We start from the raw sequence: 15,750 nt of genomic DNA, 5'->3' as shown, positions 1-15,750 counted from the left end.
CAGTGTGGCGACATGCTCACTGTGCCCGAGCAGCCACCGGCTCTTCAGATCCACCACCTGGGCGAGTACCGCGCACAGCTGCGGCAGCGAAGCGAACGGAACGGTGACGTGCGGCACCGGCTCGAGATCGAGCACCGCGGCGAGAGCATTCGGCTGCTCCAGAGGCGCGATTGCGGCCGACGCGCCGGCGACGAAAGCCCGCGCCAGGTCGGGGTCGAGGTGGCCCCCGCAACGCCGACGAACCTCGGTCACCGCGGCCGGTGCACCGCCCAGGGCATGCGCGAGAACCGCCTGCTCCGCAACCTGCACGATCCGCGCGGCCAGCGACAGTTGCGACCCGCGGCGGCCATCGGGGATGCCGCGTCCGTCCCACCGCTCGTACACGTCATCCAGAGCCGCAACTGACTCCGGCAACAGACCCAACCCGGCACCAAGCGCGCGGCTGGTCTCGCAACCACTGCGCATCGCCTCCACCCCCATCGTGGGGAAGACGTCGACGAAAGTCTGAGCCAGGCGCGGACCCTCATCGCCGGCCCAGTCGCCGAAGGTACGCAACTGGGCTGCGAACACCGCCTCGTCGCCTTGGTCAAGTCGCTTCAAGCGGCCTGGAACGCAACATCGTTACCGAAGACCTCGGCCAGTTCCGGCGCGAAAGAGGTGCATCCGACCGAACGCAGCAAGGCCGTCTCAAAGACCACCCGGCGGGTCACCGAGTCCACACCGAGCACAGCATCGGCGAACGTCGTGGCGACCGCGCACATGCGCAGACCCTTCTCGAACGACATCCCCGCGGCGAGATCGGTAGTAAGGGACAGCGCCGCCAGGACCTCAGCCACTCGGATCTTCTGCACCACCGAATCGTAACGAGCGTCAGGCCTGGCCCCGTCTGGGCACCGGCCAAGTCCCCTTGACCAGGCGAGCTGCAAGCATGTCAACACCCGTGCAGCTGAGGCCCGTCGGTGTTCATGGCGTTCTCCGAGCGTCGTACTCGTAGTCAACGTGGGAGTGCACTACGAACGCCTCCTCGCCTGAAGGGCCAAGGTAGAGGCACCAGATGACGCAATCCTGCTGACCTCGGAGGAACCGGATAAGGAAGGCGCCAGGCTCAACCGGGCTGGGCAGCGGCTCCGAGATGTCGGTCCAGCAACCGGTCACCGAGACCTTGTCCAGCGAGAGGTACAGGTTCGCGCTGGTCTGGAACGTGAGGGTGGAACATCCGCGGTCGGCGCGGTACTGCTCGCCGCGCTGCCGCACCCGGGCAGGGCGGGCGAGGCAGGCGTCGCGGAACGGCGTCTCGGTGACGCCGTAGCCGAACGGCACCAAATCGGAGTATCAGGGGCACCGTGGCCATTCCGGATGGTGGTGTTCGGTGTCCTCCCGGGGCTGCCTGCCCCCCACCGGGTGTCTGGCGTTTCGCACGGCCGAAGGAAGATACCCGTTGATGCCTCAAGCGCTCCATTCGCGCTCTGCCGGGGCGTTCGGGTGCCCGTCACGCTGGCGGTGACCCGGGCCGGACTGGCGGCGATCGTCTTCGTGGCCACCACGGGCTGCACCTGGCGGCAACTGCCGTCGGTCTTCGGCCCATCCGGGCCGACCGCGTACCGCCGGTTCACCGAATGGAGCCACGCCCGGGTATGGGGCAAGCTCCATCGCCTGGTCCTGGACGAGCTCGGCACCCGTGGGGAGCTGGACTGGTCGCTGTGCGCGATCGGCTCAGTGAACATGTGGGCCCTGAAAGGGGGACCCGACAGGTCCGAATCTCCAGGCGCTTCGGCACCAAACGAGACGACCTCTTAGGTGAGTTCGGTGCCGCGGGTTTCGGGTAGGCCGAGGAGGGCGACGAGGGCGACGGCGTAGCCCATGACGCCGTAGATGAGAGCGCCGCCGACGCCCGCGCTGCCTGCCGCGAAGCCCACTGAGGTCGGGAAGAAGGCTCCGATGGCGCGTCCGACGTTGTAGGTGAAGCTCTGGCCCGTGCCCCGGACCGCGTTGGGGTAGAGCTCGGCCAGGTAGGAGCCGAATCCGGAGAAGATGGCGGAGGCGCAGAAGCCCAGGGGGAAGCCGAGGACCAGCAGGAGGCTGTTGGCGCCCTGGGGGATGTTGATGTAGGCCAGCAGCAGGCCTCCGCTGAGAACCGCGAACAAGGCGAAGGACTTCTTGCGTCCCAGGAGGTCGACGACGTAGCCGGCGGTGAGGTAGCCGCAGAAGGCGCCGGTGATGAGCACGGACAGGTAGCCCCCAGTGCCGACAACGGTCAGACCACGCTCGGTCTTGAGGTAGGTCGGCAGCCACGTGGCAATGGTGTAGTAGCCGCCCTGCACGCCGGTGGCCAGCAGAGTCGCGAAGAACGTCTTGCGCACCAGGGCGCCCCGGAAGATCGATGACAGCGGGACGCGCGCGTCCTTCTCCGCGAGCCGCTTGGTCACCTCCGGGGCATCCCGGACCTTGCGGCGCACGTAGACCACCAGCACTGCCGGCAGGGCGCCGGTCCAGAACATCACGCGCCAGGCGATGGCGGGGTCAAGATTGTCCATCACCACGGTGCTCACGATGACCGCCAGTCCCCAGCCGACGGCCCAGGAGCTCTGGATGAAGGCCAGCGCCCGGCCGCGGTAGCGGCTCCTGGCGTACTCGGCGACCAGGACGGCACCGGCCGCCCACTCACCACCGAAACCAATGCCCTGAAGAGCGCGGCTCACCAGCAGCATCGGAAAGCTCGTGGCGAAGCCGCACACCACGGTGAACAGGGCGTAGGTGCCCACGGTGATCATGAGGGTCTTGGCCCGGCCGACCCGGTCGATCAGTACCCCGGCGAGGATGCCGCCGATCGCGGACATCACCAGCGTGACCGTGGTCAGCAGCCCTGCCTGCGCCTGGGTGAGGCTGAAGTAGGCTGCGATGGCGACCATGCTCAGCGGCAGCACCTGGAAATCGTAGGAATCAAGAGCGAATCCGCCGAACGCCCCCTTGAAGGCCCGGCGCCCCTGCGGGGTGAACGACCGGTACCAGGAGAACGGGCCAGCCACCTCCTCGCCGACTGCCCGGGGGCCGGTTGGAGTAGATGCCACGGTGCACCTCACAACGAAGACGGGGAAGAAGCGTCGGGGAGTTTCCCGAACCGCCGGCGCGGACCTTGCCCGTGCATCCCGTGACTCCAGCCTCCACGAGAACCCCAGCGACACGCATCTCTGCGGCCCCGATGTCGCATCAACGTTTTGCCGCGGACGGCTCCCGTGATAACCACATCTCCTCGCCCACGCACTCCGGTACGGATCCTGCGGGCCGTGGCGAGGTACAGGGCCGGGGTCAGCCCAGCTGAGTCGCCGGGGACGCCGGAGCGACGACGTACTGGCGCAGGCAGAGGTCGCGGAAGGTGACGGGGCGGCGCGGACCCGGTGCCCGGTCGGCCAGCGCAGCGCCGGCTTTGCTTTCAACACCCCACCCATACAAGGGAAATGCATAGTTCACAGCCCGCTGCAACACGCTTCAGTGACGGCGGCGGTCCGGCACGAACCTGACCTGAAGGCCCGGCACCGCTTGGGCGGCCGTGGGCAGCCGGTTCTCGGGTACGACACCGATCACGGGATAGCCACCGGTTGTGGGGCAGTCAGCAAGGAAGACGACAGGTTTCCCATCGGGCGGCACCTGGACCGCCCCCACCACCATGCCTTCGCTTGGCATTTCACGGTGCACAGCCCGCTCGAGAGTGGGCCCGTCCATCCGCAGCGCGATGCGGTTGCTGTTGGGAGAGACACGGAAGCGGGCTGTGGCGAGCGTGTTGACCGCGGTGGTGGTGAACCAGTCGTCCCGCGGGCCCAGCAGTACAGGAAGCACCAGTTCCTGAGGGGGCCCTTGCCACACCACCGTATCGGCATGGAGCGGTGAACCCACTACCTCGCCCAGGGGCAAGGTCTCCCCGCCCCTGAGTGGGGCCGGGCCCAGGCCGGAGAGCAGGTCGGTGGAGCGGCTTCCGAGGACGGGAGGTACCGCGACGCCTCCGCTGATGGCGACATAGCTGCGCAAGCCGCTGGTGACTGTACCTACCTCGAGCACGGCGCCGGCCGGCAGGTGTACCGCACTTGCCCACGCCGCCGGCCGGCCGTTGACCCGCACCGGTGCGGGAGCCCCGGTCACCGCAACGATCGCGGCGTGGGTGGTGCGCACGGCCACCCCGGTCAGGGTGGTCTCCAGTGTTGCCGCATCGGCGGGGTTGCCCACCAGTCGGTTCGCCAGTCGGTGTGCCGGCTGGTCGAGTGCCCCGGAGCGCGGCACACCCAGACTGGCGTGACCGAACCGGCCCAGGTCCTGGATGGTGGTGAGCGCGCCGGCCCGTACGACTTCCAGCTTGCCGCCGCTCATGCGATGCGCCTTTCGGCATTCGTTCCCGCTGCAGATCCGTCAGTGCTCTCGAACCCGGGCTCCCGGGGGACGAACCGCACTCGCATGCCGGGGGTCAGCAACGCTGCGGGCTCGCGCTCCATGTCCCACAGGCGCACGTGGGTCGTTCCGATCAGTTGCCAGCCGCCGGGGGAGGCACGCGGATAGACGCCGGTGTAAGGGCCTGCAAGCGCTACCGAGCCGGCGGGTACCGAGGTGCGCGGTGCGGCACGGCGCGGCACGTGGTACTTCTCGCCGAGCCCGATCATGTACGCGAATCCTGGGGCGAATCCGCAGAAGGCCACTCGGTGTTCGATGCCGCTGTGGATCCGGACCACCTCGGCTTCGGCGACCCCCCACAGTTCGGCGACCGCACCGAGATCTGCCCCGTTGTAGTGCACGGGGATTTCCAGGAGGGGTCCGCTGTCGGCCGCAAGCGTGGGCACGGACCAGTGGCGCAACTCCGCCTCCAAGGCGTCGACATCGGACACCCCGTACAGGAGAACGGTCTTCTCTCCGGGCACGATTTCGCGCACCGGCGCCAGTGTTCCTGCGCTGCGGCGGCTCAGGAACTGGGCGTGCCAGGCCTGGGCCTCTTCAGGCGTGTCCAGGTCAACAAGGAGGGAGTCCTCTCCAACCGGCCTCAGTCTCATGCGAACGCCTCCACCCTGACTCCGGCCCCCTCCAGCGCCGTGCGTACCTGCTTGGCCAGTTCGACCGCTCCGGGGGTGTCCCCGTGCACGCACAGGGAGCGCGCTCGTATGGACACGGATTCGCCGTCCAGCGTAGTGACGCAGCGTTCTCGCGCGAAGGCGACGGCCCTGCGGGCAACCTGCCGGGGATCGGAGATCACCGCACCGGGGATGGACCGGGGGACAAGCGTCCCCGTCGCCGTGTAAGCACGGTCGACGAATGCCTCGTTGATCACGGGGAGGCCGGCACGCTGGGCCTGCACGTGCATGGCGGAGTCGGGCAGGCACAGCACTGGCAGTGTGGAGTCGGCGAGCCGGGTGCCCGCAGCCACGGCGGATGCCTGTTCGTGGTCGGACACCACGCGGTTGTACAACGCGCCATGTGGCTTGACGTAGGCCACCGGCGCTCCGGCGGCCCGGGCGAACACCTGGAGTGCGCCGATCTGGTAACTGACCTTGTCAGCCAGTTCGTTCGGGGGCACATCCATGGACCGGCGTCCGAAGCCGGCCAAGTCCTGGTAGGACACGTGTGCACCGATCTTCACACCGTGTTTGGCCGCGAGATCACAGACTCGGTGCATGATGCTGGGATCGCCCGCGTGGAAGCCACAGGCAATGTTGGCGCTGGTGACCACAGACAGCATGGCCTCGTCGTCGGTGAGGATCCACCGCCCGAAGCTCTCCCCGAGGTCTGCGTTGAGGTCGATCACGATGTCTGTCATCGCTGCCTGGTCTCCTTGGAACAGTCCGTTCGGCACGAGGTACCACCGCGCCGTCATGCGAGGCGGTAGTCGGTGTCTCGGGCGTCGGTGATCAGCATGTATCCGGGTGCCTGAGTGATCGCGAATGGCGGACGCGAGGCCATCAGAGCGGCCTGCGGCGTGACGCCGCACGCCCAGAACACGGGCACATCGCCCGGCTCGGCATCCACCGGGTCACCGAAGTCCGGACACGCAAGGTCCTCGATGCCCAGAGCGCCGGGTTCCCCGATGTGTACTGGACCTCCATGCACTGAGGGCATCAGCCCGCTCACGCGGGTCGCGGTGCCGACGAGGTCGACCGGGATCTGCCGCATGGACACCACCATGTGGCCGTGCAGCCGGCCGGCCGGGCGGCACTCGCGGGTCGTTTGGTACATCGCTACGTTGCGCCCCTGGTCGACGTGGCGCATCGGTACGCCTGCGTCGGTCAACGCGGCCTCGAAGGTGAAACTGCATCCAATGAGGAAGGTGACCAGGTCGGTACCCCAGGCATCGATGACGTCGGAGGGTTCGTCGACCACTCGGCCGTCCTCCCAGACGCGGTAGCGGGGGACGTCGGTGCGCAGGTCGGCGCCGGCGGCCAGTGTCGTGGACCAGGACCCCGGGTCGGTGACATCCAGGACGGGACAGGGCTTGGGGTTGCGCTGGCAGAACAGGAGGACGTCATACGCCCAGTCGGCGGGGACCGCGATGAGATTGACTTGGGTGTAAGTGGCGCACCACCCTGCGGTGGAAAAGCTCGCGCCGTCCCGGAACATCGCTCGCGCCTCGCCGGGGGTCAGGGCCTGCGGATCGGCGACTGTCGTCATCAGCTTTCCTCTCGTCGCACTGCCCACTGGAATTATTGCCGCGCCTGTGCAGTAGGGCGTTCGGCACCGGTGGCCCGTGAACGACGTTCTGCGTTTACCCGTGTCCTGACCTGTGATGTCTGTGGATCTTGGGGCGCGACTGTTCACGGCCACACAGGCAAATATAGAGGATCGTTGAACGATCCGACAAGGCCTCTGTTGTTTCGTCCGCGGGTTTCCGGTTGACTAGACAACACAGGGAACCGCCCCTGGGAGACCGTCGGACGCAGGACGCACCGTCGGCCGTGTGAGAAGGATGGAAGCCATGACAGCCGAGGTCGACCAAGCCGCGCTCGTCAATGACCGCGCGTTGCTCGGGCGCTCCAGCACCGCCGACCGGGTCGCTGACATTTTGCGTACGCGCATCGCCGAGGGCTACCTGCCCCCGGGGAGCAAGCTCTCCGAAGACACCATCGGCAACGCCCTGGGGATCTCCCGCAACACTCTCCGAGAGGCGTTTCGTCTACTCACCCACGAGAGGCTGCTGGTCCACCAACTCAACCGCGGCGTATTCGTCCGTATGCTCACCGTGCAGGATGTCACCGACATCTACCAGGTACGCAGACTCATCGAGTGCGCAGCCGTACGCAATCTCGGGGTGCCGCCCTACGACCTGAGCCCGGCCGAGGCGGCGGTAGCCGAAGGGGAAAAGGCCGCCAAGGAAGGCGCCTGGCGCGAGCTGGGCACCGCCAACATCCACTTCCACCACGCCGTCGTGGCCCTCGCCCACAGCAAACGTCTGGACGAGTTGATGCGCGGTGTCCTGGCCGAACTGCGCCTTGTCTTTCACGCCATGGACAATCCGCGCAGCTTCCATGAGCCGTACCTGGCGCGCAACCGGGAGATCCTCGCCGCCCTCAAGGCAGCGGACAGGGTCAAGGCCGAGCTGCTACTGGCCGCTTACCTCGACGACGCCGAGAAACAGCTCGTCCAGAAGTACTCCGAGCGCATCGCCGAAGGTGGCTCACACCTGTAGAACGGGCCTGCCCATCACGGCCCCCGCAACACGAGACCCGAGAGGTTCCTCTTATCGTCCGTCGGCGTCGGCCATGGGCCATTGCAGCTGTGCGTTGGCAACATCGAAGGGATAGACGAGGCGGTACCGCCCGTTCTGGATCTGCTCAACGATGCCCCGGGCTCCGATGTTCTGATGGTTGTCGTCGAACTTCACGCCGTCCCACGGCATGATCGTGTCCCGCCCTGGAACATCGATGTTCACCAGTGCTGAGCGGATATCGGCCGGCGTACGGGACCGGGCATCGTTGATCGCCTGTGCGAGGCTCATGACGGCTGTGAACGCACGGGCGGCGTCGTCGTTCATGGGGGCGTGGTAGGTCTGCTCGTAGAGATCTGCGACAGCCCTGGCCGTGGGGTTGTGCTGGGCCAGGTCGGCAGACCAGGCGAAGCGGCTGCAGACGCCCTCCGCGGCCCGCTTGTCCTTCTGGATGAAAGCCGGATCCGCATAGCCCCCTCCGAAGGCTATGAGCGCAGGTGGCCGGTAGGCGAGACGGTCGAAGGAGGCTCTCAGCGCCAGAGCCTGGGGTGTGTACAGCAGGGTCAGGACGACATCGGGATCCGATCCGCTCGCCGTTTGCGCGTGGGAGGACAGGTCGGTGGACTGGGCGCTGACCTTGATGTCGGCGACGACTTTGCCGTCGATGTGGGAGGCAAGGCGTTTGATCATGGCGGATCCGTCATTGCCGTATTGATCGTCGGTGTGGACGACCGTGATGCGTTTGACGGAAGTTCCCTTGCTCTGGCGCTCTTTGAGCAGGGAGAAGACCACGCGGCCGTAGCTCAGGTCGGAGGGGCCGGTGCGGAAGAACCAGTCCAGTCCCCGCTCGGTCAGCGATGACGCCGAGGAACCTCCGTTCACGAAGGGGATCTTCAGTCGCTCGGAGCGTGCGCTGGCGGCTTCGGTGACGGCTGATTCGTATCCCCCGGCCATGGCGACCACATGCTTGGTACCCACCAGCCGCGCCACTTGGGTGGCGCCACGCGAGGGAGGGCCTGCGGTGTCGGCGGCCTGAAGCTTGATCTTGGCGTTGTGCAGGCGGGGAAGACCTGCTCCTGGCCCAAGCGGCAGGGGGATCGAGGGGTGATGGCCGTTGATGATGTCCACAGCCAGTTCGGCGCCCCGCTTGGTCTCGGCGCCCGCTGAGGCTGCGGGACCGGACAGCGGCGCGAGGAAGCCGATGTTCACGGTGGCGTCGGATGGCGGTACGGCCGGCTCGCTTGTGCAGGCGGAGGTGAGGAAGAGGGCGGTGCACAGCAGTAGGGCGGTGCCGGTGGCCGGTCTTGACATCAGGTTTGCCCCTCTGCGGTCGGCAGGTTGCCGCGGGTGTCGCTGCTGGTGGGGCTGTGGTTGGGCTGGCTGGGGAGCGAGGCGGATGACGGCCTTCCACTGGCGTGCAGGCCTTCGGCGAAGCGGCGGTGGTCCAGCCATTCCTGTGGGGAGCCGAAGGCCGGTTCGGCGTCGGTGGTCCGGTGTCCGCCGTGGGCAGGAGCAGCTTCGCCCTCGAGGGGCAATGCGGGCACCGCCGGCGAAGCCGCCGCCGCGACTGGGCTGGGGTGGGCCGGGGCCTCGCCCGCCGCGGCGGAGTCGGCCAGGGACGGCCGGGTGGCATGTCCGTGACCGGGAGTGTGGTCAGGGCGGGGGCGGGCCAGCAGTTCCCGGGGAATCCGTACCAGAGCCGTGGTCCCCTGGCGCGGGGAGGGAATCAGGTGTACGCCGATGCCGTGCTTGGCCGCGAGGCGGCCGACGACGAACAGGCCCATGCTCTGCCCCGCTCCAGGGTCGAGGGACAAGGTTGAGGCCAGGCGGTGGTTCACCGTCGCCAGGTACTCGGCCGTCATTCCGCTGCCTTGGTCCTCGATGGAGATCACGAGGTCGGTGTGATGGCCGCGAGCCAGCCGGCACGTCACGGTGACGCGCGAGCCGGCGCCGGAGAAGACCGTGGCGTTCTCCATCAACTCGGCGAGCAGGTGCACCAGGTCGGTGACGGCGTCCGCCGCGATGGCGACTTCGCCCGCAGGCCGGCAGTCGATGCGGGTGTACTGCTCTACCTCGGCGCTGGCGGCCAGCAGAATCTCCGGCAGGGGCATCGGCTGCTGCCATCTGCGCCCGGTGTCGGAGCCGGCGAGCACCAGGAGGCTTTCGTCCGTGCGCAGCATCTGAGTGGCCAGGTGATCCAGCCGGAAGAGCCGGGCCAGGTGATCGGGGTTCGCCTCGTGTTGCTCCATGTCTCCGATCTCGGTGAGCAGTTTGCTCACCAGGTGCTGATTGCGGCTGGAGAGGTGGATGAACATGCCGTTGATGTGGGCGCGCAGTGCGGCCTGGTCCTTCACCAGAGCGACAGCGGCGTTCTGCACGGCGTCGAAGGCCTCGGCGACCTCCCCGATCTCGTCATTGGACGCCACGGCGGTCGGTGTGGCCCGGTAGTCGCCCAGGTCATCGATGTCGGCCTGCCGCAGCCGTGTGAGCGCCGCGGGCAGGTGCTGGTTGGCGACCTGAAGCGCCGAGATGCGCAGGGTCTTCAGCGGGCGGGTCATGGACCGTACGACGACGGTGACCACCCAGCCGGTCGCCAGGAATACGGCGAGCAAGCCTGCCGCTCCGGACAGCGCCGCGCTCTGCCGGGAAGCGTGCGCCTGGCCGCTGAGGGTGATGAGGTGGTCGAGGATCTGTGATTCCACCTCGCGCATAAGCGTGATTTTGTGGGTGGACACCTTCCTCCATGTCGCCGGGTCGACGTCGACGCCGGGGGCCTGTGCCTGCTCGGCGGCGCGTTCCTGGATGGCTTGAGTGGCACTGACCGATACGCCCTTGACGGTGTCGGCGTACAGGGTCTGCTGTGCCCCGTTGGCCGTGGCCAGGAAGTCGTCGACGGACTCCTGTTGGCGTGCGACCGCGCCCGCGAAGTCCGGGAACTGGCCGACGAGGAAGGTGCCGGTGGTCAGGACGCTGTTGAGGTCGGCTCGCAATCGGCTGGTGTGCTCCACCGCGCGAGAGAGAGCGTTGAGAGCCCGCGCCTGCCTGGCGGCCTTGCTGCCGCCGTTGTGTGCGGCCAGGGCCGGTCCGAGGTCCATGAGCCTGTTGATGGCGGTGGTGTAGTAGGCGAGGATCGAGCTCTGCGTCAAGTTGGCATCATCCACGGACGTGCGCAGCGCCGGAAGGCTGCGAAGTTCCTCCGCGGCGGCGCGAAGGGCTGCATACAGCTGGAGATCGTGGGAGGTGTCGATGTCGTCGGCGGCCTGGCGGTAGAGGGCGGCGGCGGTGTCGACTCCCGCGCGCTGCCGCCGGGGGTTGGCCTCGGCGCCCTTGCGCCGGCCGGCGATGAATCCGGCTGTGACGTCGCGTTCGTCTTGGAGGGCGTGGACCAGGCGGAGGGCCGGTTGCTGAAGACGGGCGAGGGCGGAGAACTGTCCATAGTCGTCTACGTCGTTGATGGTGCGGGAGAGGCTGACGGCCGCAAGGACGCCGGCCAGGAGCCCGGGGATCAGCACGACTGCTGTCAGCTTGTTCCGTACTCGCCAGTTCTTCGGCTGAGTGAGGTGGCGCACCGCTGTGAGGTCGGGCCGGAAACGGCGCCGGGGCCGTGCTCTTGGGGATCGGCGGGCTCTCGCGCGCAAGGGATGGAACCTTTCATGTGATGCTGCCGACCTGCCTGCCGGAGGCGCACGAGGAGCATGCGGGTCGTCGGATCGTCGCCGACGGGCCGCCTGTGCCGAACGTCGTGACCGCGCCTGTGCTGTCGCGCAGCACGGTGTCGGAATGGGGGACGCCGGCCATGTCGGTGGTGGCTGGTTGCTTCATCGCCAGCCACCACCGATCAGTTGGTGAGATGTGCGCCCCGGTAACAGGCGCTGATTCAGGTGAGCTCGGATCCGCGCGTCTCGGGCAGTCCCAGAAGGGCGATGAGGGCGAGTCCATAGCCGATGGCACCGTAGATCAGCGCACCGCCGACACCCGCGGAGGAGAAGCCCACAGCGGTCGGGAAGATCGCCCCGAGCGCGCGTCCGACGTTGTAGGTGAAGCTCTGGCCGGTGCCTCGCACCACGCTTGGGTAGAGCTCGGCCAGGTAGGAGCCGAATCCGGAGAAGATGGCGGAGGCGCTGAAGCCGAGGGGGAATCCGAGGTAGAGCAGCAGGGTGTTCGAGCCCGGAGGGATGTTGACGTACGCCACCAGAAGTCCTGCGCTGAGGAACGCGAAGAGCGCGAAGGCTACCTTGCGTCCCATGCGGTCGACGAGGTGACCGGCGGTGACGTAGCCGCAGAAGGCGCCGGTGATGAGTACGAAGAGGTAGCCGCCGGTGCCGACGACCGTCAGGCCGCGCTCGGTCTTGAGGTAGGCGGGCAGCCAGGTGGCGAAGGTGTAGTACCCGCCCATCACGCCGGTGGACAGCAGGGTGGCGAAGAACGTCTTGCGGGCGAGGCCGCCCTTGAAGATGGAGGACAGCGGAACGCGCGCGTCCTTCTTCGCGAGCCGCTCGGTCACCTCCGGGGCGTCCTCGACGTTGCGCCGCACGTACACCAGCAGCAGCGCCGGCAGGGCTCCCGTCCAGAACAGCACACGCCAGGCGAGGTCCGGGTCGACATTGTTCATGAGCGTGGTGCCCACAATGACCGCCAACGCCCAGCCGACCGCCCAGGAACTCTGGACCCAGGCCAGGACCCGGCCGCGGTAGCGCGGCTTGGCGTACTCGGCGACCAGGATGGCTCCGGCCGCCCATTCACCGCCGAAGCCGATTCCCTGGAATGTCCGGAAGCCCAGCAGCATCGGATAGCTCGTGGCGAAGCCGCACAGCACGGTGAACAGGGCGTAGGTGGCCACGGTGATCATGAGGGTCTTGACCCGGCCGACTCTGTCGATCAGGACACCGGCGAGGATGCCCCCGATCGCGGACGCCAGCAGGGTGACCGTGGTCAGGAGCCCGGTCTGTGCCGTGGTGAGGCCGAAGTAGGCCGTGATGGCGACCATGGCCATCGGGAGCACGAGGAAGTCGTAGGAGTCGAGGGCGTATCCGCCGAATGCGCCCTTGAAGGCTCGACGGCCCTGTGGGGACATCGACCGGAACCAGGCGAAGGGGCCGGTGGTCTCGCCCCCCACTGTTGTCGGAGGGCTGGTCGGAGTGGATGTCACGGTGACCTCACGGGGGGAGAAAGAAGGGGGAACTGGCGTCAAGACGTTCTTCAGCGCTGCCGTTCGTGCTTCTAGCCTCTTCACGAGATCCCGACTACAGGCACATGCGGCTCGACGTGGGACCAACGTAGAGATCGTTGAACGATCCTTCAAGAGGGACGGAAGTTTTTTCTACAACTCGGCTTCATCTCGGTGAACCCGAAGGACGAAGTCGTTCGCCGCCCGGGAGTCGACAAGCTCGGCATCAATCGGCAGCACGGCCCACACCACATGGCCGTGCGGCAGGCGCCAGGCACCCCAGCTCGAGGACAGGGCCTCGACCAGGTACAGACCCCGCCCATCGCAGTGGATGTCGTCGCCCGCCTCACGAGGAGCCGGAACACGACTCCACCCACGGCCGTAATCACCGACCTCGAGACGAACCGCTTCCCCGGCCGGGGTGCGGATTCGCCGCACGGTGTGCCAGACCGGATCATGCTCCGAGCCGTGGCAGATCGCATTGGTGAGGAGCTCAGAGACGATCAACTCCGCATCATCGACCAGATGCGGCAGGCCCCATGCCTGCAGCCGGTCCCCAATCTGCCGGCGGGCGGACTGAGCGGATGCGGCCATCGAAGGCAGGACCCAGGTCTCCCAGTCGGCAGTGTCGGCAGCGTCAGCAGTGTCGGCACCCGGGATGACCGGCTGCGCCTGAATGGAGGTGAAAGGAGGCATTGCGCGCTCACTGGGAATGTGCACGGACTACGCCGCGCGGCGGTCCGCCTGCGAGGAGGCTCGAAGCGGCTGGATGATGGTTGATGCCGCGGCATCGGCCGGATCGCGGGACGGGAAGCTGATCCCGATCGCGAGTCGCGACCTCCGCCTTTTCAGTGCGTAGGATCGTTCTACGATCCTTTTTCTGGATTATCAGTCAATCCGGCACCTGTCAACCCTTTTGCCAGCCGGCAACGGAGTTACGCAGTGCACCTCCACGGCTTCTCCGGTGGCTGCCGGGCTGTGGGCATGCCAACGACCGGGGACGGCCTCGCCACCCTCAACTCGCCGCTCCACCCCCGCCCACCTGCAACAATTCCACACAGAGGGGCCATCGCGACCAGCATGCCCCACTCCGGGATCGGGGCCGATGGCCGCTCACCCCGGCCCTCAAGGCCCACCTACATCCATTGCGCCCCCAAGCTGTTGAAGAATCGTTCAACGATTCTCTACTATGGTGGGCGGTGGCACGCCGCTGCCAGTTCTAGCGTCCACCGGCCGGCCTCGTGGGCCGGCTCAGCAGCCGGAGCGAGGCGTCGACAGGGCCCATCCCATGTTTTCACCACTACATGCAAGGACGGGGAGACTCCCGATGGCCGCAGTGGAGAGCGATAACCCCACCGCAGGACAGATCAACGCTCTGCTGCGACGGATCGACGAGGCCGTGCACGTCGTGGAAGGGCAGCACGCCAAAGACAGCGTGAGTGCCCGCGAGCGCGTGGAGGAGCTGCTCGACGAGAACTCCTTCGTCGAGCTGGACGAGATCGCCGGGCACCGCCTGAGCAACGCGCGGCTGGAGAGGATTCGCCCGTACGGGGACGGCGTGGTCACCGGCTACGGCACGGTCGGCGCCCGGCCGGTGGCCGTCTTCGCCCTGGACTGCTCGGTCTTCGGCGGCGTTCTTGGCGAAGCCGCGGGCCGGAAGATCGTCAAGGTGATGGACTTCGCGCTGAAGACGGGCTGCCCGCTCATCGGCATCAACGACGCCGGCCGGGCCCGCATCCAGGACGGCGGCAGCGCCCTGGGCGTCTACGGCGAGATCTTCCGCCGCCATGTGCACTCCTCCGGGGTGATCCCACAGATCTCGCTCATCATGGGATCGTGCGCGGGCGGTGCGGTCTACTCCCCTGCCCTGACCGACTTCACCGTGATGGCCGAACGGACCTCGCACATGGTCACCAGGCCGGATCTCATCAAAACCGTCACCGGCGAAGACGTCGACCGTCGGGAGCTGGGTGGCGCCCGCCGGCACACCACCACCACCGGCGTCGCGCACTACATGGCGGGCGACCAGCAGGACGCCATCGAGTACGTCAAGTCACTGCTGTCCTACCTGCCCTCCAACAACCTCGAGGAACCACCGGCCTACCCGGAGCAGGCCGAACTGGCAACCTGTGCCGAGGACTTGGAACTGGACGCTGTCATCCCGGACTCCCCCAACCAGCCCTACGACATACATCACGTCATTGGGAATGTCCTCGACGACCACGAATTCCTCGAGACACAGCCGCTGTTCGCGCCGAACATCGTCACCGGCTTCGGCCGCGTCGAGGGCCATCCGGTGGGCATCGTGGCCAGCCAGCCGATGCAGTTCGGCGGCTGCCTGGACATCGACGCCTGTGAGAAGGCCGCCCGCTTCGTGCGGACCTGCGACGCCTTCAACGTCCCTGTACTGACCTTCGTGGACGTCCCCGGCTTCCTGCCCGGCACCGACCAGGAGTACAACGGCATCATCCGGCGCGGCGCCAAGCTGATCTACGCATACGCCGAGGCGACCGTCCCGCTCATCACCGTCATCACCCGCAAGGCATACGGCGGCGCCTACGACGTCATGGGCTCCACGCACCTGGGCGCCGACCTCAACCTGGCCTGGCCCACCGCACAGATCGCGGTGATGGGCGGCCAGAGCGCCGTCGACGTCCTCCATCCCGAAGCGCAGATCGGGCCTGGAGCCCCGGACCCAGTCTCCCTGGAGGAGAAGCGCGCGGAGGCGATGGCCGAGTACGAGGAGGCGCTCCTCAACCCCTACATCGCCGCCGAGCGAGGCGACATCGACGCCGTGATCACGCCGTCGCAGACGCGGCAGCACATCATCCGCGGCCTGCGGGCGCTGCGAACCAAGCGAGAGACGCTGCCCCCGAAGAAGCACGGCAACATCCCGCTCTAGACCAACAGC

At 67.4% G+C, this 15,750-nt stretch carries 15 protein-coding genes and 1 pseudogene; 4 read left to right on the top strand and 12 right to left on the bottom strand.

The features are described from left to right. Positions 1–12 precede the first annotated feature (12 nt). Positions 13–405: a hypothetical protein gene (locus tag QFZ67_RS37275; protein ID WP_307665458.1), complete on the top strand. Its 393-nt coding sequence runs from the start codon at positions 13–15 to the stop codon at positions 403–405. Between the two features lie 191 nt (positions 406–596). Here QFZ67_RS37275 and QFZ67_RS37270 read toward each other — a convergent pair whose 3' ends face one another. Further along, positions 597–851, bottom strand: a complete 255-nt coding sequence (locus tag QFZ67_RS37270; RefSeq protein WP_307665457.1) for a hypothetical protein — start codon at positions 849–851, stop codon at positions 597–599. 112 nt (positions 852–963) lie between these two features. After that, complete coding sequence (locus QFZ67_RS37265; protein ID WP_307665456.1) at positions 964–1,320, bottom strand: hypothetical protein; 357 nt, start codon at positions 1,318–1,320, stop codon at positions 964–966. A 186-nt stretch (positions 1,321–1,506) separates the two neighbouring features. On the opposite strand from QFZ67_RS37265, the pseudogene QFZ67_RS37260 reads away from it, so the two are divergent. Beyond that, a pseudogene (locus QFZ67_RS37260) lies at positions 1,507–1,758 on the top strand (transposase); the annotation flags it as partial. Between the two features lie 35 nt (positions 1,759–1,793). Here the strand turns inward: QFZ67_RS37260 and QFZ67_RS37255 are convergent. The 5 genes from QFZ67_RS37255 to QFZ67_RS37235 all read right to left on the bottom strand — a co-directional run bounded on the left by QFZ67_RS37255 (position 1,794) and on the right by QFZ67_RS37235 (position 6,639). Further along, positions 1,794–3,068: an MFS transporter gene (locus QFZ67_RS37255; RefSeq protein WP_307665455.1), complete on the bottom strand. Its 1,275-nt coding sequence runs from the start codon at positions 3,066–3,068 to the stop codon at positions 1,794–1,796. A 418-nt stretch (positions 3,069–3,486) separates the two neighbouring features. After that, a complete protein-coding gene (locus tag QFZ67_RS37250) occupies positions 3,487–4,359 on the bottom strand; it encodes a biotin-dependent carboxyltransferase family protein (protein WP_307665454.1) in 873 nt (290 codons plus the stop codon). Beyond that, positions 4,356–5,030 (bottom strand): allophanate hydrolase subunit 1, encoded by a 675-nt coding sequence (locus QFZ67_RS37245; protein ID WP_307665453.1) that lies wholly within the window; start codon positions 5,028–5,030, stop codon positions 4,356–4,358. The genes QFZ67_RS37250 and QFZ67_RS37245 overlap by 4 nt, the downstream gene beginning before the upstream one ends. Beyond that, positions 5,027–5,791 carry a LamB/YcsF family protein gene (locus tag QFZ67_RS37240; RefSeq protein ID WP_307665452.1) on the bottom strand — a complete coding sequence of 255 codons (765 nt, stop codon included), beginning with the start codon at positions 5,789–5,791 and terminating at the stop codon, positions 5,027–5,029. Before QFZ67_RS37240 ends, QFZ67_RS37245 begins: the two co-directional genes overlap by 4 nt. Positions 5,792–5,844: 53 nt before the next feature. Next, positions 5,845–6,639 carry a putative hydro-lyase gene (locus QFZ67_RS37235; protein ID WP_307665451.1) on the bottom strand — a complete coding sequence of 265 codons (795 nt, stop codon included), beginning with the start codon at positions 6,637–6,639 and terminating at the stop codon, positions 5,845–5,847. Positions 6,640–6,943: 304 nt separating this feature from the next. Between QFZ67_RS37235 and QFZ67_RS37230 the strand changes: the two genes are divergently transcribed. Continuing rightward, a complete protein-coding gene (locus QFZ67_RS37230) occupies positions 6,944–7,654 on the top strand; it encodes a GntR family transcriptional regulator (RefSeq protein ID WP_307665450.1) in 711 nt (236 codons plus the stop codon). A 51-nt stretch (positions 7,655–7,705) separates the two neighbouring features. Here the strand turns inward: QFZ67_RS37230 and QFZ67_RS37225 are convergent, their stop codons facing one another. From QFZ67_RS37225 to QFZ67_RS37205, 5 genes are all read right to left on the bottom strand, one after another. After that, the gene (locus tag QFZ67_RS37225; protein WP_307665449.1) at positions 7,706–8,983 is read right to left on the bottom strand and encodes an ABC transporter substrate-binding protein; all 1,278 of its coding nucleotides are present in this window, start codon (positions 8,981–8,983) and stop codon (positions 7,706–7,708) included. Continuing rightward, positions 8,983–11,241, bottom strand: coding sequence for a sensor histidine kinase (locus QFZ67_RS37220; protein ID WP_307665448.1), 2,259 nt, complete (start codon positions 11,239–11,241; stop codon positions 8,983–8,985). Before QFZ67_RS37220 ends, QFZ67_RS37225 begins: the two co-directional genes overlap by 1 nt. An 82-nt stretch (positions 11,242–11,323) precedes the next feature. After that, complete coding sequence (locus QFZ67_RS37215; RefSeq protein WP_307665447.1) at positions 11,324–11,494, bottom strand: hypothetical protein; 171 nt, start codon at positions 11,492–11,494, stop codon at positions 11,324–11,326. A 55-nt stretch (positions 11,495–11,549) separates the two neighbouring features. Then, complete coding sequence (locus tag QFZ67_RS37210; RefSeq protein ID WP_307665446.1) at positions 11,550–12,821, bottom strand: MFS transporter; 1,272 nt, start codon at positions 12,819–12,821, stop codon at positions 11,550–11,552. A gap of 171 nt (positions 12,822–12,992) precedes the next feature. Next, positions 12,993–13,535, bottom strand: a complete 543-nt coding sequence (locus tag QFZ67_RS37205; protein WP_307665445.1) for an ATP-binding protein — start codon at positions 13,533–13,535, stop codon at positions 12,993–12,995. A 631-nt stretch (positions 13,536–14,166) separates the two neighbouring features. Here QFZ67_RS37205 and QFZ67_RS37200 point away from each other — a divergent pair. Further along, on the top strand, positions 14,167–15,741 hold the full coding sequence (locus QFZ67_RS37200; RefSeq protein WP_307665444.1) for an acyl-CoA carboxylase subunit beta: 1,575 nt from the start codon (positions 14,167–14,169) through the stop codon (positions 15,739–15,741). Positions 15,742–15,750 lie beyond the last annotated feature (9 nt).

The organism is Streptomyces sp. V1I1, from assembly GCF_030817355.1.
In the GTDB taxonomy this organism is placed as follows: Bacteria; Actinomycetota; Actinomycetes; order Streptomycetales; family Streptomycetaceae; genus Streptomyces.
Note: the sequence above shows the minus strand (reverse complement) of the source record. Positions and strands in the feature narration are given on the sequence as shown.

Coding starts and splice junctions, on each gene's coding strand:
- QFZ67_RS37275 (WP_307665458.1), top strand. CDS start 13: ATGCTCACTGTGCCCGAGCAGCCACCGGCTCTTCAGATCCACCACCTG.
- QFZ67_RS37250 (WP_307665454.1), bottom strand. CDS start 4,359: ATGAGCGGCGGCAAGCTGGAAGTCGTACGGGCCGGCGCGCTCACCACC.
- QFZ67_RS37245 (WP_307665453.1), bottom strand. CDS start 5,030: ATGAGACTGAGGCCGGTTGGAGAGGACTCCCTCCTTGTTGACCTGGAC.
- QFZ67_RS37240 (WP_307665452.1), bottom strand. CDS start 5,791: ATGACAGACATCGTGATCGACCTCAACGCAGACCTCGGGGAGAGCTTC.
- QFZ67_RS37235 (WP_307665451.1), bottom strand. CDS start 6,639: ATGACGACAGTCGCCGATCCGCAGGCCCTGACCCCCGGCGAGGCGCGA.
- QFZ67_RS37230 (WP_307665450.1), top strand. CDS start 6,944: ATGACAGCCGAGGTCGACCAAGCCGCGCTCGTCAATGACCGCGCGTTG.
- QFZ67_RS37225 (WP_307665449.1), bottom strand. CDS start 8,983: ATGTCAAGACCGGCCACCGGCACCGCCCTACTGCTGTGCACCGCCCTC.
- QFZ67_RS37215 (WP_307665447.1), bottom strand. CDS start 11,494: ATGAAGCAACCAGCCACCACCGACATGGCCGGCGTCCCCCATTCCGAC.
- QFZ67_RS37205 (WP_307665445.1), bottom strand. CDS start 13,535: ATGCCTCCTTTCACCTCCATTCAGGCGCAGCCGGTCATCCCGGGTGCC.
- QFZ67_RS37200 (WP_307665444.1), top strand. CDS start 14,167: ATGGCCGCAGTGGAGAGCGATAACCCCACCGCAGGACAGATCAACGCT.